20 protein-coding genes are annotated in these 26577 nt (G+C 39.2%); 16 read left to right on the forward strand and 4 right to left on the reverse strand.

Annotated elements, in window-relative coordinates:
* The first annotated feature begins 3 nt into the window (after positions 1 to 3).
* The 6 genes from coaBC to P8O16_RS19915 all read left to right on the forward strand — a co-directional run bounded on the left by coaBC (position 4) and on the right by P8O16_RS19915 (position 7398).
* On the forward strand, positions 4 to 1212 hold the full coding sequence (gene coaBC, locus P8O16_RS19890; RefSeq protein ID WP_300317944.1) for a bifunctional phosphopantothenoylcysteine decarboxylase/phosphopantothenate--cysteine ligase CoaBC: 1209 nt from the start codon (positions 4 to 6) through the stop codon (positions 1210 to 1212).
* 28 nt (positions 1213 to 1240) lie between these two features.
* Positions 1241 to 2143: a DUF4835 family protein gene (locus tag P8O16_RS19895; protein WP_300317947.1), complete on the forward strand. Its 903-nt coding sequence runs from the start codon at positions 1241 to 1243 to the stop codon at positions 2141 to 2143.
* A gap of 38 nt (positions 2144 to 2181) precedes the next feature.
* On the forward strand, positions 2182 to 3831 hold the full coding sequence (recN, locus tag P8O16_RS19900; RefSeq protein ID WP_300317949.1) for a DNA repair protein RecN: 1650 nt from the start codon (positions 2182 to 2184) through the stop codon (positions 3829 to 3831).
* Between the two features lie 84 nt (positions 3832 to 3915).
* Positions 3916 to 4731, forward strand: coding sequence for an SDR family oxidoreductase (locus P8O16_RS19905; RefSeq protein WP_300317952.1), 816 nt, complete (start codon positions 3916 to 3918; stop codon positions 4729 to 4731).
* Between the two features lie 224 nt (positions 4732 to 4955).
* Positions 4956 to 6548: an amidohydrolase family protein gene (locus P8O16_RS19910; protein WP_300317955.1), complete on the forward strand. Its 1593-nt coding sequence runs from the start codon at positions 4956 to 4958 to the stop codon at positions 6546 to 6548.
* A 49-nt stretch (positions 6549 to 6597) separates the two neighbouring features.
* Positions 6598 to 7398 (forward strand): alpha/beta hydrolase, encoded by an 801-nt coding sequence (locus tag P8O16_RS19915; protein WP_300317959.1) that lies wholly within the window; start codon positions 6598 to 6600, stop codon positions 7396 to 7398.
* A 23-nt stretch (positions 7399 to 7421) separates the two neighbouring features.
* Here the strand turns inward: P8O16_RS19915 and P8O16_RS19920 are convergent, their stop codons facing one another.
* Both P8O16_RS19920 and P8O16_RS19925 read right to left on the reverse strand, forming a co-directional pair.
* Entirely contained in the window at positions 7422 to 8285 is an 864-nt protein-coding gene (locus P8O16_RS19920; protein WP_300317961.1) for a glycoside hydrolase family 16 protein, read from the reverse strand.
* 62 nt (positions 8286 to 8347) lie between these two features.
* Positions 8348 to 9748 (reverse strand): hypothetical protein, encoded by a 1401-nt coding sequence (locus tag P8O16_RS19925; protein ID WP_300317965.1) that lies wholly within the window; start codon positions 9746 to 9748, stop codon positions 8348 to 8350.
* A 205-nt stretch (positions 9749 to 9953) separates the two neighbouring features.
* Between P8O16_RS19925 and P8O16_RS19930 the strand changes: the two genes are divergently transcribed.
* The 5 genes from P8O16_RS19930 (at position 9954) to P8O16_RS19950 (ending at position 15663) form a co-directional block, all read left to right on the forward strand.
* Positions 9954 to 12854 carry a triple tyrosine motif-containing protein gene (locus P8O16_RS19930; RefSeq protein ID WP_300317968.1) on the forward strand — a complete coding sequence of 967 codons (2901 nt, stop codon included), beginning with the start codon at positions 9954 to 9956 and terminating at the stop codon, positions 12852 to 12854.
* A gap of 114 nt (positions 12855 to 12968) precedes the next feature.
* On the forward strand, positions 12969 to 13421 hold the full coding sequence (locus P8O16_RS19935) for a MarR family winged helix-turn-helix transcriptional regulator (protein ID WP_300317972.1): 453 nt from the start codon (positions 12969 to 12971) through the stop codon (positions 13419 to 13421).
* A gap of 76 nt (positions 13422 to 13497) precedes the next feature.
* Positions 13498 to 14043 carry a YceI family protein gene (locus P8O16_RS19940; protein ID WP_300317975.1) on the forward strand — a complete coding sequence of 182 codons (546 nt, stop codon included), beginning with the start codon at positions 13498 to 13500 and terminating at the stop codon, positions 14041 to 14043.
* A gap of 65 nt (positions 14044 to 14108) precedes the next feature.
* Complete coding sequence (locus P8O16_RS19945) at positions 14109 to 15059, forward strand: ring-cleaving dioxygenase (protein ID WP_300317977.1); 951 nt, start codon at positions 14109 to 14111, stop codon at positions 15057 to 15059.
* Complete coding sequence (locus P8O16_RS19950; RefSeq protein WP_300317980.1) at positions 15052 to 15663, forward strand: dienelactone hydrolase family protein; 612 nt, start codon at positions 15052 to 15054, stop codon at positions 15661 to 15663. The genes P8O16_RS19945 and P8O16_RS19950 overlap by 8 nt, the downstream gene beginning before the upstream one ends.
* An 80-nt stretch (positions 15664 to 15743) precedes the next feature.
* Here P8O16_RS19950 and P8O16_RS19955 read toward each other — a convergent pair whose 3' ends face one another.
* Complete coding sequence (locus tag P8O16_RS19955; protein ID WP_300317983.1) at positions 15744 to 18776, reverse strand: SMC family ATPase; 3033 nt, start codon at positions 18774 to 18776, stop codon at positions 15744 to 15746.
* Positions 18773 to 20002: an exonuclease subunit SbcD gene (locus tag P8O16_RS19960; RefSeq protein ID WP_300317986.1), complete on the reverse strand. Its 1230-nt coding sequence runs from the start codon at positions 20000 to 20002 to the stop codon at positions 18773 to 18775. Before P8O16_RS19960 ends, P8O16_RS19955 begins: the two co-directional genes overlap by 4 nt.
* 378 nt (positions 20003 to 20380) lie before the next feature.
* On the opposite strand from P8O16_RS19960, the gene P8O16_RS19965 reads away from it, so the two are divergent.
* The 5 genes from P8O16_RS19965 (at position 20381) to P8O16_RS19985 (ending at position 26575) form a co-directional block, all read left to right on the forward strand.
* Positions 20381 to 20968: a septal ring lytic transglycosylase RlpA family protein gene (locus P8O16_RS19965; RefSeq protein ID WP_300317989.1), complete on the forward strand. Its 588-nt coding sequence runs from the start codon at positions 20381 to 20383 to the stop codon at positions 20966 to 20968.
* 511 nt (positions 20969 to 21479) lie between these two features.
* The gene (locus P8O16_RS19970; protein ID WP_300317992.1) at positions 21480 to 22643 is read left to right on the forward strand and encodes a hypothetical protein; all 1164 of its coding nucleotides are present in this window, start codon (positions 21480 to 21482) and stop codon (positions 22641 to 22643) included.
* Positions 22640 to 23779: a carboxypeptidase-like regulatory domain-containing protein gene (locus tag P8O16_RS19975; RefSeq protein WP_300317995.1), complete on the forward strand. Its 1140-nt coding sequence runs from the start codon at positions 22640 to 22642 to the stop codon at positions 23777 to 23779. Before P8O16_RS19970 ends, P8O16_RS19975 begins: the two co-directional genes overlap by 4 nt.
* Positions 23780 to 24130: 351 nt before the next feature.
* Positions 24131 to 25405 carry a 6-bladed beta-propeller gene (locus P8O16_RS19980; RefSeq protein WP_300317997.1) on the forward strand — a complete coding sequence of 425 codons (1275 nt, stop codon included), beginning with the start codon at positions 24131 to 24133 and terminating at the stop codon, positions 25403 to 25405.
* A 99-nt stretch (positions 25406 to 25504) separates the two neighbouring features.
* Entirely contained in the window at positions 25505 to 26575 is a 1071-nt protein-coding gene (locus P8O16_RS19985) for an efflux RND transporter periplasmic adaptor subunit (protein ID WP_300317999.1), read from the forward strand.
* Positions 26576 to 26577 lie beyond the last annotated feature (2 nt).

A 26577-nucleotide genomic window follows, 5' to 3' on the forward strand; every position in this document is an offset into this window, starting at 1 on the left:
CTTATGAGCCTTCAGGGTAAGAAAATTTTATTGGGGGTGACTGGCAGCATAGCTGCGTATAAGTCAGCTCATCTTACTCGATTATTGGTCAAAGCTGGAGCAGAAGTGCGAATTATTATGAGCGCTTCTGCTACTGATTTTATTACCCCTCTTACTTTAGCCACACTTTCGAAAAATCCTGTCTTAAGTCAATTTAAGAAAGATGAGACTGGAGAATGGAATAATCATGTGGAGCTTGGTCTTTGGGCTGATTTGTTTTTAATTGCTCCTGTGAGTGCAAATACCCTTGCGAAATTTGCAAACGGGCTTTGCGACAATCTTTTATCGGCAGTTTATCTCTCTGCTCGTTGCCCAGTGATTCTTGCCCCGGCTATGGACTTAGATATGTATCAGCATCCATCGGTACTGGCAAATATGTCCAAGCTGAGATCATTTGGAAATCAAATCTTAGATGCTGAATCCGGTGAGCTCGCAAGTGGGTTATCAGGTCAAGGTAGAATGATGGAACCTGAGCACATCCTTTCTGAACTCCTTAGATTTTTCAATTCCTCACAAGAATTTAAAGGAAAAAAAGTCTTAATTACAATGGGACCCACCCAGGAAGCGTTAGATCCTGTGAGATTTATCAGCAATCATTCCAGTGGAAAAATGGGGCTCGCTCTTGCCAAGGCTTTTAAGGCAAGAGGAGCTGATGTTTTCGTGATTTCAGGCCCAGTTTCCCTAGAAGTTGAAAAGGGAAAATTTCATTGGAAGGATGTCAATACAGCGAATGAAATGTTCAGAGCAACCTCATCACTTCATCCTCAGATGGATATTTGTGTTTTTGCAGCTGCTGTAGCGGATTATGCGCCTGCAAAAATTTCAGAAGAGAAAATCAAAAAAAGTGATTCTAACGTGATTTTGGAGTTGAAAAAGAATGTAGATATCGCTGCCGAACTTGGGAAATTAAAAAGGGCAAATCAAATCCATGTAGGCTTTGCTTTGGAGACGGAGAATGAAAAAGAGAACGCGAAAGCTAAACTTCAAAAAAAGAATTTTGATCTCATAGTTCTAAATTCGACTAGGGAAGAAGGAGCTGGATTTAAACTAGACACAAATAAAGTCGAGATTTTTCAAGGTTCAGGCTACTCTGTTTCATCTGAAGTTTCTACTAAGGATGTGATTGCAAATTTAATTTTGGATCAGATCAAAACTATCCCAGTTTGGATTTGAACATGGATATTTCTTTATTTTTAAATTCATGAAAAAAGCCCTGCTTCTTTTACCTTTATTCCTGATGACTATCATAGCTTTTTCCCAAGAGCTCAATTTTACGGTTATCATTAATAGCGATAGATCTAGAATTCAAAACACAGATGTTTTCAATCAGATGAAAACCAGTTTTGAACAATTTCTCAATGGACGATCTTGGACGACAGATGAGTTTCGGGGTGAGGAAAGAATCAAGGGTAATCTTTTGATTACAATAAATGAAGTGCCGCAGGTTGGGAGTTATAATGCCACTGTGCAAATACAAACCGTTCGTCCGGTCTATGGTACGAATTTCGAAAGCTTACTTTTTAATTTTGCAGACCGAAACTGGAATTTTGAATACATCGAATCTCAGCCTTTAGAGTTTAATCGGTTCACTTATTTAAATAATGTCAGTTCACTGCTAGCCTTTTATGCACACATTGCATTAGGAATGGATTATGATTCATTTCAAAGTCGAGGGGGAGATGACTTTTTTGAGATCGCAAATGACATCGTAAACAATGCACAAAAATCCGGCAGACAGGGCTGGACACAGAGTACTTCTGATCGAAGAAATCGCTACTGGTTGATTAATGATATTTATATTTCTTCAGTTTTTTCAAAGATTCGTGATGCCTATTACTTATATCATAGACAAGGTTTGGATATTCTTCAGACTCAACCCAATCAGGCATATCAAAATATCCTAGAATCAATTCGAATTCTGGCAGAAGCCAATAAAGCACAACCCAATGGAATTTTTACGATTTCCTTTATGGATGCAAAAAGTGATGAGATTTCTCAAATATTAAAAAATGCGCCATTGGATATTCGGACCGAAGCGGTCGAATTATTATTGGAAGTAGATCCCAATAATGCGAAAAAGTATAATGATTTGCTGAAAAGCTAAATTCGTTTTTCTAGTTTTACCAATCGTTTTTATCCATCATGCTCAAATCCCTAAGCATCGCTAATTATGCCCTGATAGACCAGTTGCTTATGCAGCCCGGAGTAGGACTGAGTATGATTACCGGGGAAACTGGCGCAGGAAAATCGATTATGTTAGGTGCTGTGGGGATGCTGCTTGGTAATCGAGCAGATACTAAAGTCTTACTTCACGAAGATAAGAAATGTGTTATCGAAGGGGTTTTTGAAATCGGGAATTATGGCTTGATAAGCTTCTTTGAGAGTGAGGATTTGGATTATGATTCCACATGTATTATCAGAAGAGAAATCAGCCCCAGTGGTAAGTCAAGATCTTTTATCAATGATACGCCGGTATTGCTTGAGACCCTCAAGATTCTAGGCGCCAAATTGATGGATGTTCATTCTCAGCATGACACCCTTCAATTAGGCTCTGGAGAATATCAACTTGGTTTGATCGATGCTTTTGCACAGACTAGCTCAGAGATAAAGGAGTATAAATCGAACTTTAGAATTTTTAAAGCTGCCCAAAAGAAATTTGAGGCTTTGCAACAACGTGCGATTGAGCTGAAAAAGGAAGCTGACTTTAATGCTTTTCAACTCGAAGAACTCAGTGTGTTGGAGCTCCGAGAGGGTGAGCAACATGAACTGGAATCTTCTCAGGAAATTCTCGAAAATGCCGAAGAAATTAAGCAAAGGATGAATGAGATGCTTCATTTACTGCAAGACGAAGAGTTAGGGATTCTCAATGGAATGACTCAACTAAATCATGGAATGCAGGCGCTTTCTAAACTGGCTCATGTTTACGAAGAATTGAGGTCCCGTTTTCAATCTTTACTAATCGAATTGCAGGATATTGAGGAAACTCTTGGTCATGAGGAAAGTGCTGTAGAAGTAGATTTTGAAAAGCTTGAACATACAAGAGATCGATTGAGTAGGATTTATCAGCTTCAGAAAAAACATGGACTAGCTACAGTTGAAGAATTGATGGCTTTGGAAAAAGAACTGGCTGAAAAAGTTTTTGAAGTTCAAAATCTGGAGGAAGTCCTTCAAGATACTGCTAAAGAGTTGGAGTTAGCTCAAGAAAATCTTTCTGGTTCAGGTTTAAAGCTTCAAAAAAAGCGGATTTCCTGTTTTAAAGCGTTTAGTAAAGAACTGGAGATTCTGCTTTCTGGCCTCGGTATGGAAAACGCAAAAATTGAGTTTGAACATAAATCGATTTCACCGAATTCAAGTGGAATTGATGAAATCGAGATTCTCTTTTCTGCCAATAAAGGATCCGCTCCCCAGCCCTTGAAAAAGGTAGCTTCGGGGGGAGAATTTTCAAGACTACTTTTTGCGATCAAATATTTGATGGCAGATAAGATGGCATTGCCTACACTTATTTTCGACGAAATAGATTCGGGTATTTCTGGAGAAGTAGCACTCAAAATGGTTGGGATGATGCAGGATATTTCTAAAAACCATCAGGTTATCTGCATTACGCATTTGCCGCAAGTTGCTGGAAAAGGCGATGTTCACTTTTTTGTTTACAAAGACAACAGTTCGGAAAAGACGATAAGCAAAATAAAATTGTTGAATCGAGAAGAAAGAATTGAAGAGTTGGCAAAAATGATAGCTGGGGTTTCTCCATCTGCTTCAGCCTTGGAAAGTGCCAAGGAATTACTGCAGTAATTGCCCTGTTGTTACGGATTGAAGTCTAGAATCATATTTTTTACCTATTTTTGAACATATTTTTGAAATCAACCCCATAGCTATATGCCAGAAAATTTGCTGAAAGGAAAAGTAGGAATCATCACAGGTGCACTGGATGAGAATTCAATTGCTTGGAAAACAGCGCTAAAAGCTAAAGAGCAAGGCGCTAAATTTGTCCTAACCAATGCCCCAATTGCTATGCGAATGGGAGCTATCAACGAACTAGCCCAGGAATGTAACACGATCGTGATTCCAGCTGACGCCACAAGTTTGGAAGATATAGAAAAACTTTATACCGAAGCAAAGGAGTATCTCGGAGGTAATTTTGACTTCCTTTTACATTCTATTGGAATGTCACCAAATATTCGAAAAGGCAGATCTTATGGTGATTTGAACTATGATTGGGCGATGAAATCTTATGATGTCTCGGCGATTTCTTTTCACAAGATGATGCAAGTAGCGGAAAAGCAGGATGTGATGAACGAATGGGCATCAATCGTTGGGTTATCCTACATTGCCGCACAGCGTGTTTTCCCTTTTTATACCGATATGGCAGATGCAAAAGCTTTACTAGAAAGCATCGCAAGAGGCTATGGTTACCGATTCGGAAAATTGAAGAAAGTAAGAGTAAATACGATTTCCCAATCGCCTACAAAAACTACTGCAGGAACAGGAATTGGAGGATTTGACTCCTTTTTCAACTTTGCAGAATCGCTCTCACCACTAGGCAACGCTTCTGCAGAATCTTGTGCAGACTACATTGTCACTATGTTTTCAGACATGACGAGAATGGTTACCATGCAGAATTTATTTCATGATGGTGGCTACTCATTTACCGGAATCTCAGAAGAGATGATGGAAAAAGTTAAAGATTTATAACAACCACCAACCTTATACCAAAAAGCCCTTTAGATTTTCTGAAGGGCTTTTTTTATGCTTTCCTTTGTCAAAAGGCAGTTTTTTGTTGAAGGATTTTCAGCTATCTTATTGATCTGAATTTACCACCATACCTTATGAAATCTAGCATGACTAAAAAGTCATACACTCGGATGATTATATTCTGCGAGATTCTATATGACAATTGAAAAGAAAATTATAAACAAATGAAAAAGAACTTTACACTACTCCTTTTACTCGCTTTTTGGACTTTGCTTCCAGCACTCTCTCAAATCCAACCAGCCCCAGACCGTGCTGAAGGCGACGGACAATACGGACGATTGATACTTCGGGGAGTCACCTTAATCGATGGGACAGGAGCGCCTCCGATAGGCCCAGTGGATATCGTAGTAGAGAAAAATAAAATTGCTCAAATTCAGGTGGTAGGTTATCCTGGGCTTCCGATCCCAGAAAGCAGACGTCCAAAGGCTGGGCCAAATGACAAAGTATATGAGCTCGAAGGTCATTATTTACTTCCTGGGTTTATTGATTCACACGCCCATATTGGTGGAGAAGGGCAGGGTACTCCAGCTGAATATGTTTACAAACTTTGGATGGCTCATGGAATCACTTCTGTGAGAGATCCTTCTGCAGGAAATGGATTGGATTGGGTGCTAGAGCAAAAGAAAAGATCAGCTGCCAATGAGATTACTGCCCCTAGGCTATTTGCGTATACATCTTTTGGACAAAAAGCTGAAAAACCAATTACAACTCCCGAGCAAGCAAAAGCTTGGGTTAATGAAAATAAATCTAAAGGTGCTGATGGGATTAAGTTTTTTGGAGCAAGTCCTGAAGTCATGCAGGCAGCTATCTCAGAAAACAAGCGTTTGGGACTTCGTTCGGCGATGCATCATCAACAACTAGATGTGGCAAGATGGAATGTGTTGAATTCGGCACGGGCCGGATTGACTTCGATGGAGCATTGGTATGGTCTTCCCGAGGCATTATTTGAAGATCGTACGATTCAGGATTTTCGATTAGATTACAACTATCAGAATGAGCAGCATCGATTTGGAGAAGCCGGAAAGCTCTGGAAGCAAGCCGCAGCACCCTATTCGGAGCATTGGAATAATGTAATGAATGAGCTTTTGGAGCTTGATTTCACTCTTGATCCGACATTCAATATTTATGAGGCTAATCGGGATCTGATGCGGGCGAGAACTGCAGAGTGGCATCCCGTTTATACGCTACCTTCCCTTTGGAAATACTACCAGCCTAGTCGACAATCTCACGGTTCTTATTGGTTTGATTGGACTACGGAGGAGGAGATTCAGTGGAAGGAGAATTACCGCCTTTGGATGACGTTCATCAATGAGTACAAAAATCGTGGAGGAAGAGTTACGGCAGGTTCAGACTCTGGTTTTATTTATCAGTTGTATGGTTTTGCTTATATCAGAGAATTAGAATTGCTTCGAGAAGCAGGGTTTCATCCTTTGGAAGTCATTCGGTCAGCTACAATGTACGGTGCAGAACTTCTAGGTATGGAAAAGGAAATTGGAACTGTGGAGGTTGGTAAATTGGCCGATTTTGTAATTCTTGAAGAGAATCCACTTCAAAACTTAAAGGTTTTGTATGGAACTGGTGCAATCAGACTTGATGAAAATAACCAGCCTATTCGAGTGGGCGGAGTAAAATATACCGTCAAAGACGGAATCGTTTACGATGCCAAAAAATTATTGGATGATGTAAAAGTAATGGTTGAAAAGGCCAAGGCTGAAGGAAATGTCATACTAAAGCAACCTGGATTGGATTGGGAATAAAAATTTCCTTCTAAATAGATTGTTTATAAGATCATAAACCAAATCAAAAATGGCAGAGATAGATATAAATGGGGCTAAAATCTACTATCAAGACACTGGGATGGGAGAGGAGACCATTGTGTTTTCACATGGGTTATTATATTCCAACCGTATGTTTCAGGATCAGATTGATTTTCTGAAAACAAACTATCGAGTCATTGCCTATGATCACCGTGGTCAAGGACAAAGTGAATCTATTGGTCCTTTTGACATGGAGACCCTGACTGAGGATGCTGCACAGATTATCAAAAAATTGGTAAAGGGACCTGTTCACTTTGCAGGACTTTCGATGGGAGGATTTGTGGGGATGAGACTTGCGGCACGCCACTCAAAATTGATCAAAAGTCTTATTCTACTTGATACCTCTGCCAACCCAGAGCCGGTTGAAAACTTACCAAAATATAAAATGCTTAATGGTATCGTGAAATGGTTTGGGGTTATACCTCCAGTAGCCAATCAAGTCATGCCGATTATGTTTGCTCAAAGTTGGCTTAATGACCCCATTAATAAAGAGTCAATTAAGTTTTGGAAAAAGCAACTGAGTTCAAATAAAAAATCAATTACTGGACCGGTTGAGGGAGTGATCTATCGGAAGGGAGTGGAGAATGAGCTTTCAAAAATCAACTGTCCAGCCATGATTATAGTCGGGGATGAGGATGTAGCTACAAAACCTGAAAAAGCTAAATTTATCCAAATGGGTATAAAAGGTTCCAAACTACATATGGTGACTGGAGCGGGTCATAGTAGTAGCATTGAAAAACCTGAAGAAATAAATAAATTAATAAAAGAGTGGTTGATCCAGATTAAATAAAAAAAGCCCTTAAAGGGCTTTTTTTAAGGATTTACTTGAAACACTCTGACATAATCTACAATCATATGTTGGGGAAATGTTGTTGAATTATCAGGCGATCCTGGCCAATCTCCTCCTACAGCTACGTTGAAAATAAAGAAGAATTGTCTTCTGAATTCATCTAGTTCAGCTGGAGTTGTATCTATGACATGATATTGAATGTCATCGATAAACCAACGAATAGTGGTAGCATCCCAAGTGATTGAATAAACATGGAATTCATCTGCCAGCGTTCCAGTTGTAAGCTTTTTTTCACCACCGAATTGGGCTCTTGAGCCATTATTATCCCAGTGGACTGTGCCATGAACGGTATTCTCTCTGCCTTGGCCACCTATCATCTCCATGATATCGATTTCTCCACATGCTGGCCATCCGACAGTGTTGAAATTTGACCCGAGCATCCATAGTGCAGGCCATAATCCTTGGCCTCTAGGCATTACGGCTCTTATATCTATTCGTCCGTATCGAAATTGTTGTTTATTGAGGGTAATCAATCGAGAAGAAGTGTATTCACTTCCTTCAAAAGATTCTTTTTTTGCCGTAATAATGAGATTTCCATCTTGTAGAGAAGTATTTTCTCTTCGATAGAATTGAAGTTCATTATTGCCCCAACCATTTTGTCCTCGTCCTGTTTCAAAAGACCAATTAGATGTATTCAGACTATTTCCGGTAAAGTCATCCTCCCACACTAAGGTCATTCCTCCATAAGAGTTTGGTGAAGTGAAACCAGTCGTCGGGATAGAGATTTTAGCCGAACTGCCTCCAGGAGTATTAGGACTCTCGTCATCACCGCAAGCTGTAATAAAGCTAAGGACAAAAAGAGAAAGAATTATTTTTATTTTTTTCATAATCAATAGGATTATAAATGATAATACCCGCCTACACTAGGTAGGCGGGTATTATGAAAATATTAGGCTGACACTAAAGTAAATGTCCACCTTACTGATCCACCTACATTGATCTCAAGAACCATTCTTTTGGTAGTTCCATCAGAAGTAAGGCTTAGCACGTCATAAGTCACTTCGTTTGGTACAGGTACATTTGGCAGTTCACCACCATTGACTGCCTTAGGAAGTACTACGTGTGCACCAGTTCCTATTAGTTTTAGCTTACCGCCACTTAATTCGTAAGTGTAAGTACCAGCTCCATCATGAGGCGCAAGAGGTGTTCCACAAGTAGGGTCACTCACACCTTGCCATGGTTCTAACCAAGTGGAGTTACCCATTTCAATGGAGAAATCTCCGTTAGCATCAAATGTGTAAATATCATCGAATAGACAATCTCTTCCTGTTACATCGCTTAATGGATTAGAGAAGAATACTTGGTTACCATCTCCTACTACGAAAGCGCCTGCTTCTGGTGCAATCTTCCAATTACCCTCGATAGTTGTCGCTGCAGGAGCATCTGCTCCAGAAATTAATTTGAATGTCCACCAAGCTCCAGGGCTAACTTGGATATGAAGTGTCATTCTTTTTACATTACCAGTTTGAGACTGATCAGCAATGGTGTAAGTAATTTGATTAGCTGGCGTATCTCCTGCTGCAAGCTCTCCATTATTAAATACTTTGGCTAAGCCAACATGAGCACCTACTCCTACAAGAGTTAGGCTTGTAGATGAATAAGAATAAGTATAACTTCCTTTGCCGTCAAAAGGAGCAATTGGAGTCCCGCATGCATCTGAATTAACTCCTTGCCAAGGCTCTAGCCAAGTAGCATCTCCCATATCGATTTTGAACGTACCGTCTGGCTCGAATGTATACGTATCATCATAAAAACATGCTCTTGTAGTAATCTGGCCAGCGTTGATAGAGAAGAAATCTCCAGTGCCGGGGCCTGGTCCTACCGCTAATGAACCTGGAACTTGCTCCATTGACCAAACCCCAGTGATGTCAAATGCAGGTTTGGCAGGTGCCACAGTAAATGAAACGTTATCAACGCTTGAGTTACCATTAGAATCACGTGCAGTAACATCGAAATTGTAATCACCAGCCGGGAAACCACCAGCCACTCGAATAGTTACAGTTTGCGTCCATCCAGTCAAAACTTCTTTTCCTGAAGCTATGGAAGCACCACCACTTGTGATCACGTAGTCAAGCTCGCCGAGGCTACTAATTTTACTTCCTTCGACAGCATCTTTAAGGGTGACACTGATCACAAAATCTTCGTCTTCAGTGGTTCCACTTGTGATAGCTCCTAGTTGAATACTTGGTGCAGTATCTACAATTGGAATATCTGCAAAACCGTTGTCGCAAGCAGATATAATGAGCGCTGAAAAGAGCACCAATAATCCGTTTTGAATTAAATTTTTCATGGGTTTATTTTTTTTCTCAAATAAGCCCATATAGTTTTGAAATTACAAAACTAAGTATGCTACAAGATTTCATCAAATGGAATTTTTTAATACATCAAAAATTCATCATTTTGTGAATTATCTTCTATTTAATTGAATTGAGCTTGGTTTTAAATTATTTCGACTTTCGCAAGACTGCGAATGTCTTTTCGCAAAAGGGCAGTGTATGAAATTCATTTTACAAAGATGGAGTCGGGGGATCAATTTATTTTTTTGTGTACAAGTCATCACTTTATTGAGCATCAATGCTCAAAGTAAACAAGCCTTTCAAGGGCTGCCCATGATTATCAATTACAGTCCTGAAGATTACAAAGCAGGCATTCAAAATTGGGATATTATTCAAGATAAATCCGGATTTATCTATATCGCAAACAATATGGGCTTATTGCAATTTGACGGGAAATATTGGGAGCGTTTTGGAAGTGATACCAAAGTCAGATCAATTGTCCAAGCAGCAGATAACAAGATTTATTTGGGTAGCCAAGCGGATTTCGGATACCTAGGAGCGAATGTTTCAGGTGAATTAGAGTATGTGTCGATAGCAGATAGTCTTCCTGATTCACTTAGGGATTTTGATGAGACTTGGAAGGTTTTTGAAATAGAAGGCAAAATTTATTTCTGCACGTTTAAAGGGATTTATATTTATGAAGGTACCAAGTTGGAATATATTCCAACTGAAACCCGTCTTGATGTCTCCTTCAAAGTTGATAATAGGCTTTACTCATATGAATTTGAAAAAGGTCTGGTTCAACTGAAAGATGGGAAATTGGACACAGTTAGAAATGGTAATTTTTTCATAGATAAGAGAATCTCTAATATTTTGAATTTTGATAAGGAGACGCTTTTGATTACAACCTTTAACAATGGAGCTTTTCTTTATAATGGATCAGTTTTGCCATTTGAATTCAAAGGTGATTTTTGGAAGGATAATTATTTAATCAATTATAGCACTAGACTTCGAAATGGCTCCATAGCTCTCGCCACTCAAAATGCAGGTCTTTTCATTATTTCGGAGGCTGGTGAATTAATCCTACATCTGGACAAATCCTCCGGGATTCCAGATTTGACCATTAACTATATTTTTGAAGATAGTTTTGAGGGACTTTGGTTGGCTCTGAATAATGGGATTTCCCGAGTTGATCTTAATTCACCATTTTCATTTATAGATGATAGAATGGGTTTGTTGGGTGCTGGGTATACTTCCCTTTTAGTCAAAGAAAAACTCTATTTAGGTACCAATGTTGGATTATACCTTTTGGAGAATGGAAAGCTCGAGTTTTTACCAGGATCAGAAGGACAAGTTTACACCATCCAACAAATCAATGGTCATGTGTTGATGGGTCACGATGCGGGGACTTTTCTTGTGAAAGAAAAAGAGGTGAAGCAGATTTCAAAACAAAAAGGAACTTGGATTTTTAAGCAAATGCCAGGCAATGAAAACCTGATCCTTGTGGGAAATTATGACGGGCTTTCATTTTTAGAATCATCCGAAAGTGGAGTTAAATATCTCCGGAAAATAAAAGGGTTTGATGAGTCTTCTCGGCTCATTGAATTCGACGAACAGAATCTGTGGGTTTCACATGGATATAAAGGCGTTTTTAAAGTCAGTCTGAATGATGAAAAAACTGAAGTGAAAAGCTATAAGCTTTACAACAGTAAAAACGGATTCCCTCGTGATATATTGATTAATGTTTTTAAAATCGCTAATAGGTTAGTATTCACCGCGGATAGTGGTTTTTTTGAGTACTCAGATATTGAAGATAAGTTCGTTCCTGTCGAACTATTTTCGAACATACTCGGTAAGGGGGCCACAATTATTGATATCGAAAGTGACGAATTGAATAATCTCTATTTTATAGAAAGGGATAAGCTTGGAGTGTTAAAATCTGACTTGGTGGATGGATTTCGACTTGATTATTCGAGCTTCAATAAAATCAAAAGTTTTTGGAATGACGATTTAGCTAATATTATGGTTTTAGATGAGAAAAATATTCTTATCGGAGGGAAGAATGGATTTATTCATTATTCGCCAGACCATGATTTCTCAAGAGTTTCAGAGGCCAAAGTTTTGTTTAAAGAAATCGTCAATCTGGGGGAAAAGGATTCAATTCTTTTTCAGGGCCATGATTTTGAAGGGGATGTTTTTGAGCGAATAAAAGAAGTAAGTTTTCCATTCGCTCAAAACTCCATGCACTTTGAGTTTATTTCACCTCATTTTGAAAGTGGTGATGAAATAAAATATCAGTATAGATTGTATGGTTTTGAGGAAGATTGGTCTGATTGGACCTATGAAAACAGAAAAGAATACACCAATCTCAGAGAAGGAGAATACGAATTCCAATTAAGGTCCAGAAATATATTTGATGAAATAAGTCCTGAATTGAGTTATTCTTTTTCCATAAAACCTCCTTTTTATAGAAGTGTCTTTGCCTACTTGTTTTACTTTTTCGGAACTCTTTTTATGCTTTTTCTTGCCTACAAATGGTTGGACCGGCGATACAAAAGCAACACTATTAAATTGGAGAAAGAACAAGGTTTGGTTCTGCGTGAAAAAGAAATGGAGCTTGAGAGCTTAACTCAACGTGCCGAACAAGAAATTATAAAACTTAAAAATGAAAAGTTACAGACAGAAATAGATTATAAAAATCAAGAATTGACATCTTCTGCGATGCATTTAATTCAAAAGAATCAGCTTCTGGCAACAATAAAAAGTACTCTGAAAACCATATCAAGTGAAGAAAAAAGTAAGGCATTTAATGCACAGCTTTCCAGATTGATCAAGTCAATTGAGCGGGATCTTGAAAATGGAAACCAATGGGAACAGTTTTCAGAAAATTTTGATCAGGTCCATGGTAATTTTATCAGGCGCCTAAAAGAAATGTACCCAACACTCACGCCTCAGGAGATAAAGTTTGCCGCCTACATCCGAATGAACCTCAATACAAAAGAGATTGCTAATCTGCTAGGCATCTCTGTTAGGGGAGTTGAAATTGGGAGATATCGGGTTCGAAAGAAACTTAATTTGGAGCGAAAGAATAATTTGAGTGACTACCTCATAAGATTTTAAGGTCTCAATTTGTTCTAATTGACAGTTTTTCCACCATTTTAAAAAAAAAACTCAATTAAAGTAAACCTTTTCATGCATTTAAATGTATATACATTAAATACAATTACAAATATCATGGGCAAGATAGAAGATGCCATTCAGCAGAAAGTATTCAAGGATCCCTACAATAAAGTAGTGGTGAACTTACTTTATACAAATAGCTATTTGGTAACTTCTCAAAATGCGTTTTTTAAACCGCATGGAATCTCTCCTGAGCAATATAATGTCCTTCGTATCCTTAGAGGCCAAAATGGTGTGCCCACTACGGTGTCTTCTATACAAGATCGCATGTTGAATAAAATGTCCAACGCAAGTCGGCTTATAGAGAAATTAAAGCTAAAAGGGCTTGTAAAACGTGAAGAATGCCCTAATGATCGAAGGCAAGTAGATGTGTTGATTACTCAGGAAGGATTGAATCTGCTCAATCTAATTCAAGCTGAAGTCGAAAAAGGAACTAAGCAATTTGTGAATCTTAACCTTGATGAAGTCAATCAATTGAACGATCTGCTGGATAAAATGCGAGGCTAAATTTTTTTTAGCTAATCAATGTATAGACAACAAATGTTAAAACAAGTAATAAATAAACTATAACTAAATAAACACAATGATGACCACAACAAAATGGACTATCGACCCCACTCACTCTGAAGTATCTTTCAAAGTGAAGCATCTAGTAATCTCTACAGTTACTGGTTTTTTCAGAAAATTCGAAGGAAGTGTAGAAAGCACATCTGATGATTTTGAGGGAGCAAAAGTGAATTTTTCTGCAGCAATAGATAGTATCGATACCAATCAGACAGATAGAGATAATCACTTGAAATCAGGTGACTTCTTTGATGTAGCAAATCATCCAAACCTTACTTTCTCTGGAGTGATCAAGAATGAAGGTGGAGATTATAAATTGGTAGGTGATCTAACTATGAGAGGAACTTCTAAAGCGGTTGAGTTGGACGTAGACTTTGGTGGTGTAGCTGGCGATCCATACGGACAGACTAAGGCTGGATTTGAAATCGACGGTAAAGTAAACAGAAAAGATTTCGGATTATCTTGGTCAGCAATCACTGAGGCAGGTAGTGTAGTAGTAAGCGATCAAGTTAGATTACACTTGAATGTGCAGTTGGTAAAACAACAAGTAGCAGAATTAGCATAAGAAAATTCTTAATCTAAAAGCTGCCGCAATGGCAGCTTTTTTTTTACAAAAAGAAAGGAAAATCAATGAAACCATTAATCACAGGAATCCACCATATTACTGCCATCGCAGGAAATCCCCAAGCGAATATTGATTTCTATACTGGGATTTTGGGATTGAGATTGGTAAAGAAAACAATCAATTTCGATGCTCCTGATGTTTATCATTTCTATTTCGGAGATGAGTTAGGAAGGCCAGGCACAGTCTTTACTACATTCCCATTTACAGGCGCCAGAAAAGGGACTAAAGGAACAGGGGAATTGACATATACGGCTTTTTCTATTGCTGCTGATTCTCTGGACTATTGGAAAACTAGATTAGAGCGATTTGATGTCAAAGTTTCTGATGTCTTAACTCGATTTGGAGATAAGTTAATCCGCTTCGAAGATCACGATGGAATGGGAATCGAGTTGATCGCCAATGATCAGGATGATCGGGAAGGCTGGTCTTATGGTCAGATTCCGAAGGAAAATTCCATTAAAGGATTTTATGGAGCGACTTTAAATTTGCGCAGTAAAGAGCTAACTGCCCAGCTCTTGACTAATCACATGGACTACCGATTTATTGGAGAAGAAAATGGGAGGTTCAGATACGGGACTGAAGGCAAGCCTGGAGATATTGTAGATATTTTGGTGAATCCTGCTGGAAATAGAGGCCAGCAAAGTGCTGGAACAGTTCACCATATTGCTTTCCGAACAGCCAATACCACCACTCAACTTGAGGTTCAAAAAATACTTTGGGAAAATGGCTACCAGGTGACAGAGGTAAAGGACAGAAATTATTTCATGTCTATTTATTTCCGGGAGCCGGGTGGGGTTTTATTTGAAATCGCCACAGACGAGCCTGGCTTTGCGATTGATGAAGAGGAAGCACATTTGGGTGAATTATTAAAATTGCCAGACTGGGCTGAGTCTAGTAGAGCACAGATAGCCAAAGGACTTGCACCAGTTGTCTTAAACACTGAAAAATATGTCTAAAATTTTGTCGGCAGGATTGCCACTTGACAAGTCTAAAAAAGTAGCAATCCTTATTCATGGAAGAGGTGCAAGTGCATCTGGAATTCTTGGTCTGAAAGATCATCTGCATCTTTCAGATTTTGCGCTACTAGCACCTGAGGCAGAAGGTAATTCTTGGTATCCTTACAGCTTTATGGCCCCTGATGCAAGTAATGAGCCTGCTTATTCCAGAGCAATCAAGCAATTGGAAGAAATTGTGCAAAGCTTGTATTCCAAGGGGTTCAAATCTGATCAGATATACTTCATCGGATTTTCTCAAGGGGCTTGTCTTTCGCTTGAATTCGCAGCGCTTCATGCCAAGAAGTATGGAGGCGTAATTGCATTCACCGGAGGGCTGATTGGAGCGGAATTGAGAAGTGAAAAATATATTGGAGATTTTGCCTCAACTCCAATCTTTATTGGAAGTAGCAAGCAGGATTTTCATGTTCCTTTAGAGAGGATAAAACTTTCTGCCGATTTGCTAGTTGATCTAGGAGCGGATGTGAAAACGCTAATTTTTGAAGACTCAGATCATACTATTCGAAAGGAAGAGATTGATTGGGTCAACAATAACATATTATCATAAGGTTTTCTTAGTTTAAAAAAGCTCTGGCATTCGTCAGGGCTTTTTTGTGCCAATTAATTTCTTCACAAAATCTCCTCCCATTAATAAGAGTAGCTTACCTGTGATCCTTTTTCCGGATCAAGTTCGATCTGTGCAAATACTCCAATTTCCTGTTGCAACTCTTCCACATGGCTGATGATTCCGACAATTCGGTTTTCATGTCTAAGCGATTTGAGAGTTTCAAAAACTACACGAAGGGCATTGCGATCCAAGGCCCCAAAGCCTTCATCCAAAAAGAAAAAGCTCTGATCAGCTTGATTGAGTGATTTCACTTTTTCTGCCAAAGCCAAAGCCAGACAAAGTGAAGCCTGAAAAGTCTGTCCACCCGAAAGGGTTTTGAGTAATCTTCGCTTACCGCCGTTCAGGTAATCAATCACCCAGAAGGTATTATCATCATCGATTTCCAGACTCAGACTGTTTTTGCTGAGTTTCATAAAACGCAAGTTTGCGGTATTGCAGAGCTCTTTGAGATAGATCGAACTCACATACTTTACAAATCCGCTTCCTTTAAAAAGCCGCTCGAGTTCTTTGAGATTACTTTCCCGGATTTCCAGTTTGGCCAGCGTCTGCTCTAAAATCACTTTCTCGGCCAACTTACTCTGAGTTTCTTTGATGGATTGCTGGAGCAAGATCAGTTCCTGCTGCAATGCTTCATGCTGTGATTTTAAATTCTGAAAATCGAGTTTTAAATCTGAAAATCCTGTTGCATCAAAATCCGAAACGCCCTTTTCATTTTCCAGTTCTTGAATTCGGCTTGTCACCGTTCCCAATTTTTGATCAAACTGGCGGATCTCTAAATCTACTTTCTCCGCATTGATCGAATGCTCAAAAAGCCGGATTAGGGCTTGCTCGTCATGAAAGTTGAATTGGAGTTTAAGCTTAGAAAAAGTGGAGGTTAATTCTGTGAGTTTGTCGCTTAGCTCACGTTTCCGATTTTCGAAATTCTTTTGATCAGCAAGATTAGTACTCTGTTCTGCTCGCTTTTCGCGAAGGTGTTTTTGTTTTCCATCGAGGGCTTCGATCGCTTTTTGGATATCATTTTCCACATTTTGAATGGTGGCTTTGATGACTTCCAGCTCTTTCTGAAAAAACGGCTTGCAGAAAGTCGGATCTTTGATTTCCTCTTTTTTGGTGTTGATGGCAATCTGCTTTGATTGAAAGGAAAGGGTCGCTTGGTTAAACGATTTTTCCAGAACTTCAACCTGAGTTCGCTGGTTTTCCCAAGTTTGACGTACCGTTTTGAGTTCTTGATCTAGCTTGGATTTGAGCTGTGCAGCCTGATCCAATGAGCTTATTTGTGCGCCTAATTTTGTTGGATCAGATAGGCCAAAGGAATCAAGCTTAGTAGTTAGATTCGAGCTAGATTTCTGAATTCCTTCAAATTCTTTAGTTTTTTCGATCCTGTTTTTCTGCTGATTTTCTTTCCGAATATCAAGCTCCTGCTGCTTTTGAATCAGCTTTGAAATCGCTTCAAGATCAGACTTGATGGATTCGATCCGGTGATTAATTGCTTGGAGTTCCTGCTCTTCAGCTTCAGCTTGGAGCGGGTTTGGATGCTCGAGTGAACCACAAAGCGGGCAGGATTCCCCAGCATGCAATAAGTGAACATGCGCTGCCAAGCCTTGTTTCGTGATCAATTTTTCCCGATCGATTTCAAGGGACTTTAAAGTTGATTTTTCAGATTCAGACCAACTGAGCAAGGTTTTTTCTTTTTCCGGTTTTTTGGAAAGAAGGGTTTGATATTCTACTTCGATTCGCTGATCTAGGTCGGAGATTTGCCGAAGGCTTTCCTCCAGATACGATTTTTGCTTTTCGATTTGCTCAGATTCCCGAGCTGCGCTTTTCAATTCTGCCAACTGACTGGCGTCCACGTTTATGAGATTTTCGGATTGATCTTCCAGCTCCTTGATTTTGTTTTCCAGTGATTTCTGAGCTGTTTTCTTTGATTCAATTTCAGGCTGAAGGGTTTCAACTTTTTTACTGGCCTCGGCTAGCTCTTGATCCAAAGCTTGAATTTCAGCCACTTTTTTAAGATCTCGGATTTTTGCCTCGCGATTGGGGCGATCTTGATTTTTTTGCTTGAGCTCGGTTTCTTCCTGGACAAGTTCGGCGACTTCCTGCTCATATCGAATGGCAAATCGTGCACAATCATCCGCACTCACTTTTGCTTTTTCCAATTCAACTTTACAATCCTGAAGGTTATCCCAGGTCGGTTTTAGATTAGTCTTTGCGCTGATAAATTCCCGATGCAAAATTCGATTTCGCTCGATTTCAGGTTTTTGATCTTCTAGCTTTGCCTTTTCCTCTCGGAATTTAAGTAGCTCCGCAAATCGTTGTCCCTTTATTTCCAAGGTTTTCAGTAACTCTTCCTTGACTTCCAGACTATTGGCTGAGTCTTGAGTTTTGGTTTGGACTTCAGCGAGTTGCAGCTCAGATGCCTGAAGATTTTCAGGTGAAAATTCTTCTAACCCTGCTAATTGGGTTTCTAATCGGATTTTATTTTCCTTTTCGATTTTCAGCAATGCCCCCGTTTTCTGGGAGAGATCGAATCGCTCCAATCCAAAGAGCTCCTTCATCATCTCCGCTCTAGGGCCAGGAGTAAGGTCTATGAATTCCCGGAATTTGCCCTGCGGAATAATTACGGTCTGCTTGAAGTGCTCCTTCTTCATGCCGATGATTTCCTCGGCTCGCGCTTCTAGTGGCTCCCATTCTCCGCCTTTGTCTTGATAAAAAGTATGCTCCGCAGGATCGACTTTTTCCCAGTCTTTTTTATTTCGCTTTGCAGCATAGCGCGCTAGATACAGGAATTGATTGTTTTGGCCGGATCGAAATTGAAAGCTGATCGTCAATGAATCGCTTTGCAGATTGATCATTGAATTTTTTTCGCCCCGGTCGGAAAGCCTTTCTGTACTTCCGTAAAGTGCCAAAAGCACTCCCTCTAAAATCGAGGATTTTCCAGAACCAACTGCTCCGAAAATCCCAAAAAGCCCAGCTGCCGTCAACTTGTCGAAGTCGATGACTTGCTTTTCCCGGTAGGAATAAAGTCCCTGAATTTCTAATCGAATCGGTATCATATGCTGCCCTCCTGACTGATTACTTCTTTAAATAAAGCGAGGATTTCCGCATTGGGTTCTTCCCCTTTTTCACTTTGATAAAAAAGTGAAAATAAACTGGTCATGTCTTTCCCCAGATCTTCTACTTTCAGCGCGCTACTTCCCGCTCTACCTCGGTCTTTTAGTTGGGGAATCAGATTAACGATGCCATCATGTGCTTTCATAATTGCCTTTCGAGTACTTGCTTCGATGGATGTCTCCGCTACAAAAGTCAGCTCCACGAAGCAATAGGGATTTTCCTCCAGCCATTTTAGCGTATCAGGAAGGTTGTCAAATTTCATCCGGTAAAGTGGACGACCGCTTTCTAAAGGAATTGGCTGATAAGTCACTTTATTTCCAGGCCCGGCTTCAATCAAGACCACTTGTTTCTGCTGATCTGCTTCGCTAAAGGAATAAGCAAGTGGCGAACTGGAATAGACGATTGGCTGTGGAGACTTGGAAACCGCATGATAGCGATGAAGATGACCCAAAGCGGCATATTGAATTTGTAAAGGGATAGAACTCGTAAAAAGTGCTTGGGTACCTCCTACATGTAGAATAGGCCGCTCGGATTCGGGCTCGGCTTCCAACGGTTCGCCTTCTTTGGTAAAATAGAAATGCCCGATCAACAAATTTACTCCGTTGTCGTCACAGTGCTTGTCGGCAAGCTTACTCCATTTCTCGGCAAGTATATTGCGAAATTCTGACTCCCGATTTCCCTCCCCGAGATAGGTTTTGAGCGAAACTTCATTGGCATAGGGAGCTAAAAGGATTCGGATAGGGAATTCAAATTTTGGAAGGCGGAGTTCCACAAAGCCCGGTTCAGATGCAGTGATTTCGATCCCGGAATCCAGTCTCCCTGTTGGAATGAGATTTTGATAAGTACTGTAAAAAAAGATTCCGAGTTCTCGAGCCAATGGATCCGGAGCTTCGATGAATTGATTGCTATCATGATTTCCGGCAATGGCAATGATTGGCCTTTCGCCATTTTTAGAGAGTTTTCGAAGAGTTTTGTAAAGCAACTCCACTGCCTCATGACTAGGATTGAAGGAGTCAAAAATATCGCCGGCTAGTAGTACCAGATCCACTTCCTCCCGATCTGCGATTTCGCAGATTTCGGCTAATACAAGCTTTTGCTCCTCAATGCGGGAGAATTCCTGCAGGCGCTTCCCAAGATGCCAATCGGCAGTGTGTAGAATTTTTATCATTTTTTTTCTTTTTTAACCACAGCGCACGCTAAGGTTTCACGAAGACTGCAAATGGAAATCTTATTCGTTTTCAGGTTAATTACCACTGTTCAGGTTTAAAAATCTAGATTAAGTCAATTGCTTGACTTTCAATTTCTTTGAACTTACATCCCTAAATTAGATTCACAGCGTAATCTAATCTTCGAGTGCCTTTTGTAAAGCATTTAAGTCAAATTCATTTCATATGATTATAATTTGTTTTTTAAAGGCCATATGGAATCTCGCAGATTATAATCATACCAGTATGTGTCGATTACGACATGCTCGATTTCATGTGAAGTTGAAATTTGGGAAAATCAAGTTTTTCGACTAGAAATCTAAGTTAGATTTTATCCCCATTTGGAACAAACTTTAACCTTGACTTGTCAGCAATTGGCAGGCTTCTTGGAAAGCAGGGACGAAATCCTAGTTTTGTATATGCGGTTATTCTTGCTTTCCGTCTTTCTAATAGCTTTTGTCAGCTCCTCTTTTGGACAGCTTGCCGATTCGGTGAAGATCCAAACGGGCACTGCTAGTTTTTATGGAAAGCGTTTTCATCAGCGAATGACTTCCAGTGGGGAGATTTTCCATATGGATTCCTTGACTGCCGCACATAAATACCTCCCTTTTAATACCTGGGTGAAAGTAACTCGAGTGGATACCAAAGATTCGGTTTGGGTGCGAGTAAACGATCGACTGCCAAAGACTTCACGCAGAATCATCGATATCTCTAGAAGCGCAGCCAAAGAACTCCACATGATCGAAAAGGGAATCGCTGAAGTGAGTATTCATGTCGCCACCATTGAAGAAATGAACCGGCTCTATAAGCACTTTGAGGGAGAAGCTCCGGGTACGATCCGTTTAAGAATCTATGAAAAACCCATTACCCTTGCTCGACCCCAGCCGACTTGGAACTGGGAAGTAGGAAGAGTTATGTTTACTAACTAGCAGATATTGAGTGAGTTGAATTGATTTTATGAGTCAAGGCTAAAAACTTAGTAACCGAAAATCAGTTAGTTAGAAACTTTCTAGTAAAATAGTTCAAACTAATCTTACTTATTAGATTTTTTTTTGATATTGAAACCGAAAGATCAAGGTCGGCGCCAAAATCTGGAATTTTTCAAAATCAATGAATTCTAACCCGGTCTCAGTTTTCGTAGGTCGGGGGCACATCCAAAAAAAAAGATGAAAAAGTTACTATCTGTTTTCTCGATTGGCACAATGATACTATTGTTCTCAATGAGTACTGATTCTTACGCAGAAGAATCATGTTCTAATGCAAGATGTCACACAGTTGGCGAGGGGTATTGTTTACCAGGTTCTTCTATAAGTTTTAGAAAATCTTGTGAACCAATTAATTGTGAATTAGGGACTTCCTGTAACTGGGAAATGCCTTCACTAGACTAAAGCTTAATTAATCGAACCAGTTCAAATAGAACTGGTTCTTTTTATGATAATCATGAAAAAAACGTTAATAGTTATACAGATTTTTATTTTTGCTTTGGGGTGCAGTGAAAAGCAACAGGGTGTGTCTTTGACTTCTCTGTATGTTGAACCGATGATCTTCATAGACACATTGGTCAATATTGAAAAAATTGAATTTACAGGAACAGTTCAACTTTTTGGAAAAGGTTTTTTTCAAATTGAAGGGAATAGTATCCTTTTTTTAGATCGATTGGGAATGAAAGTTCTAGAGTTTGATAATAATGGCAAATTTCAGAAAACGATCCTTGAAAATGGAGAAGGCCCTGCAGAAATTCCCAAATTTCAATCCTATACCAGTGATGGAGAATTCAGGTATTTTTTGGATGGATATACTCTAATGGTCTATGACAAAAACAATGAGTTAGTCAGTCGCTCTGTTCTGAATTTTCATCACCAAAGTAGTCTAAAGGAAATTGAGGGTAATCCAAACCCTGATGATGCTGGGATCTATGAAGTCAAGTATTGGGAAAATCAGTTAGAAGTGATCGATGGATACCTCTATACAAAAATTGAATCTTCAAATCCCAAATTCAATTTTGTGATGAATTCTGAATATTATCGTAACTCTTATCTCTATGCAAAGGTAGATCCCAAAAGCGGAAAAGTACTAAGCCTTTTTGGCAAGCATCCTCCGGTATATCAGCGCTATAATCAACTGCCTCACTTTGACTATTATTACCATGACCGCCACGAGGATCAGATTTACATCAGTTTCGAGCCGGATTCTCTAATTTATGTTTTGGATCAAGACTTTGAGGCTAAAGAGTCTTTTGGAAATTCTGGAAAAGGCATGGATCAATCTTACAGAGAGGTATCAACGGTGGAAGATTGGGAAGACTACTGGCGGATTAATAGAGCACAAAAGGGATTCTATAAGCATATTAAGTTTTTCAGTGAAGAGGATCTATTATTTAGAACCTATACCTTGGGCAATCCAGATATTTTGGCTTATGAATATGGAGATAATCCACAGCGCATGCAGATTTACAAAGGGAAGCAATTGGTAGGAGATGTTTCGGTGCCTAATTTCTTTAAAATAATAGGGAAGATAGGTGACTTTTACTATGCGGATGGATCGGCTGAAAACCCTGATAATGAAGAATTGATTTTATACAGATTCAAATTGGATGTATTATGAGGAATTGGATATTGATTTTTATTTTTTTTACTCATTCAGCGATTCCTTTGATGGGTCAGACTTTTTCTTTTGAAATTATGGACAAAGACACTGGACAACCCGTTTCATTTGCTCATATCCAGCTCGAAAACGAACTCATCGGAACAGTCACAGATCTAAACGGTAGAGGTACAATTACAATCGCTGAGCAATTCAAAGACAAGCCAATTGGTATTTCCTTTGTTGGCTATTCTACACTCTTCCTTTCAATACGACAGCTCGAGGTAAGTAAAACGAATCGATTTTATTTGGAAGTATCTCCCACTGAGTTGGACGAGATTCAAGTAATAGATATCGGAATGAGTCCAACGGATTTTATCAACAAAGCATTAGGCCAAATAGAGGAAACATTCGAAGTTAATAAATACCGATCTGTAGGTAATTATCAAGAGCAAATAATCGAGGATGGTGATTCTACTTTTTCATATGATATCAACTTAATGATCGAGTCAGAGGGTTTTCGCGATGCAATGAGGAAAAATAAATTTGTGGAAAATGATCAAGCTTATTTACTGAAAATTCACTCTAAAACTGGTCACCAGAAGTATAACTTATTAATGGCTGCTAAAATGATTGGTTTTGAGCTTCCATACGGAGGTGGTGGAATCGAAGAGGATTCATTTATTTCTCAATTCTTTGTATTTAAAAATGCGATCGAACAAAGAGCATTCATTGTCAACCGGGAAGTATCTTCGTCTGATTGGTATTTCGAGAAAATAGAACATCAAGATGAACGCACAATTATCAAAGTAACAAACTCAGGGGCAAGCGGCTATTTTTTTTCTTATTGGATAGACAGAAATTCATTTGAAATTAATTCAATTGAAGGATTTATTCCTTTTGATACCACTAAGAATTCAAGCCCAATGGCTTCGTATCATCCTGGTTCAATAGGATTTAGAATTGATTATTTCGTTGTAAATGGTTTAGCTCATTTAAAGCAGTTAGTAATCCAGAAAGAAAGCCTAATCGGAACGAATCCAACTCTCGGGAGAAAATTTATTTATGGCAGATTACTGATTGATAATTTGACTGATCAGAAGGTTGATAAAAAGGCCAAAATTGATTATAAATTTGTGCAGGATTACCTCCGATAAGATTTTCAGGAATTGTAAGACTTCCGACAGATACGATTCGTGTAAGAATTTATGAAAAACCATTTTCCCTACCCAGACCAGAACCGGCTTGGACTTGGGAGGTAGGTAAAGTTAGGTTTACTAACTAGCAGATATAGAGTGTTCTAGGTTACTTTTTTAATGCAAACAAAAAACCTAGTCTTTGATAGTCAATTAGTTACAAGCTTAGTTTAAAATATTTTCAAACTAAGCTTGCGTATAATTGGGTTTGTTTTCAAGTTTAAAAACGAAAGATCAAGGTCGGCGCCGAAGTCTGTTATTTTTCAAAACTAATTAACACGAACGCTATCTCAGTTTTGTCAAATGTAATCTATGTGTAGATCTAATTTTCAGCTGCAATTAATTATCATCCTGTTTCTGTTTTCAGCATGTGAAAGACAGAAAGATGAAGTGACAGAAACTGGAAATAGCAAATTTCTCAGTTTTGTAGGTTCAGACTCTTTGAGTACCGAATTTATCTATTCTGAAAGTGATCCTGTTGTATTAAATCTGGACGAGAATCAAATAGATGCGAAGATCAAGCTTTCAGACTTAATGACTGACTATAGATTGCTGAGTCTGAAGAATTGGGAAGGCGGAGTGGTGGGAGATATTGATAAAATCCTTCTTTCAGATTCTTTGATTTTTATTCTGGATCAGTACACCTTCAACTCACTGCAAATTTTTGATTTTTTCACAGGTGAACAAGTACTTCAATTTATCCCAACCGGGGAGGGACCAGGAGAAATGAAGGAAATCACCGAGTTTGATTTGGATGAAGCGAACCAAAGAATCCTGATTTATGATAATTCTTTGGCGAAAGTCTTGTATTTCAATTTTAAAGGAGATTTTCTTTTTGAAAAGAGACTTCCGATAAGGGCTCATTCTTTTAAGATTTTTAGTGGAAATCAACTTCTTTTCTCAAGCTTTAATAATGGGAATGGTCATTTAGGGAAAACCGCTGAAAGTGATATTTTTTTGCTGGATAGTAATTTTATCATCCAAAACACCTATAAATACCCCAAAATCAATCAGATGCTTTCAAATTATGTTCCTAGGGATGTGATTAGAGCAAATGGCGGAGTGGTAACTTACTTTCCAAGATTTTCAAATGAACTTCTTCAAATAGATGTAGCAAACAATACAATATCCCCAATCTTCCAAGTAAATCTGGAATCTAAAGGGTTGTTAGAAAAGGACTTAGAAGACATTGGTCCGGATTTTATTTCTGATAGAAAAGAAGATCAAAAATTCTATGGTTTTGGGCTCCATTTTGTTAGCCCAACTTGGATGGGGATGAAATTTAATCGGTTTGGTGGGCCGGAACTTCATGTTTACTATAATAAAACAACTAGAGAGGTTATTTCAGGTACAGGATTAGAATTTGATTTTGAGGATTTGATTTTCTATAGTTTTCCCTTAGCATGTGATGGTCAACGATGTGTTTCCTTTATCAGATTGGGGGGAACGCAGTTTAAAGATTATGAAGAATTATTTAAAAAGATGGAAGCGAGCGGGAGGGAATTCACCAAGGTTAAAAAATTCTTAGAGTCCGTAGAGGATTTTGAACAGCCGGTTTTGTTGATCTTTGATTTGAAGGAATTTTAAAATACATCTTAGTTTTCACTCTTTTTAACAGCTTTTCCGAATTTTTCGTTTTGATTTTGAATGATTAGTTAGTTTATTCAGGTTGTAAACTAAAACCAGATGAAAAATTATACCCAATTACTTTTTGCATGCCTGCTCATCTTTACCTTTTCCTGCAAGGAAGAAACCGAAAAAGTTGAAGAAGCTCCCACCGAATCCTTCCGAAATGAAGTTGCCGCTACAGAAGTTCGCACCGCCGCTGCCGAGCGCAAAAGCTTCGATTACCTGATCAATGCCACCGGAAAGCTAGAGGCGGGTTCGGAAGTCATGGCCATCATCGAGCAAGCTGGCTACCTCTTGGAAGTCAATGTGAAAGAAGGACAGTTTGTGAAAAAGGGAGATATCATTGCGAAGCTTGATCCGGCCGAAGCGCAGTTTCGCCTCGAGAAAGCTCAGATCGCGCTTCGAAATGCGAAAGCCGAATACGAGTCGATGAAGATGGGTTATGATGCTGTTTTTTCTTCCAATGATCAGGAGCGAATTACGTTGATCGATGATCAGCTTAAGGCAAAAAGCGGGGTGTTTTTGGCAGAATTGGAGCTTAAAGAAGCTCAAATGATTTTTGAGCGCTGCGAAGTCAAAGCGCCGATTTCCGGTCAAGTAGCCGATTTGAAATACAATTCCGGAAGTTTGGTCAGCAGTTCGCAGGCGCTTTGTGAGATTCTCAGTACCAATCAATTGATTCTAAGAGTGAAAGTCTTGGAGTCAGATATCCCACAGATTTCCCTTGGACAAACTGCCGAAGTCTATCCGATCACTTCAACTACAGTTGCGCTAGCTGGTCGGGTGACTGGGATCAATCCTCGGGTAGATGAGAATGGCTTGGTACAGGTGTCGATTGCTTTGGCAGGAAATAAAAATCTACTTCCCGGCATGAATGCTCGTGCCATCATCCGCGCTCCGCAAAATAATTCACTGGTTGTTCCAAAAGCGGCTTTGGTTTATCGTTCCGGTCGGGCAGTGGTCTTTACCATCGAGAATAATGAGTCCAAGTGGAACTACGTAGAAGTAGGCAAAGACAATGGACAGGAAGTGGAAATTTTGGATGGAATCGAAGCGGGAAGTACGGTCATCACTACAAACAACCTGCAACTAGCGCATCAAGCACCGGTTCAAATCGTAAAAGACTAAGC

Source organism: Algoriphagus sp., from assembly GCF_029254265.1.
In the GTDB taxonomy this organism is placed as follows: domain Bacteria; phylum Bacteroidota; class Bacteroidia; order Cytophagales; family Cyclobacteriaceae; genus Algoriphagus.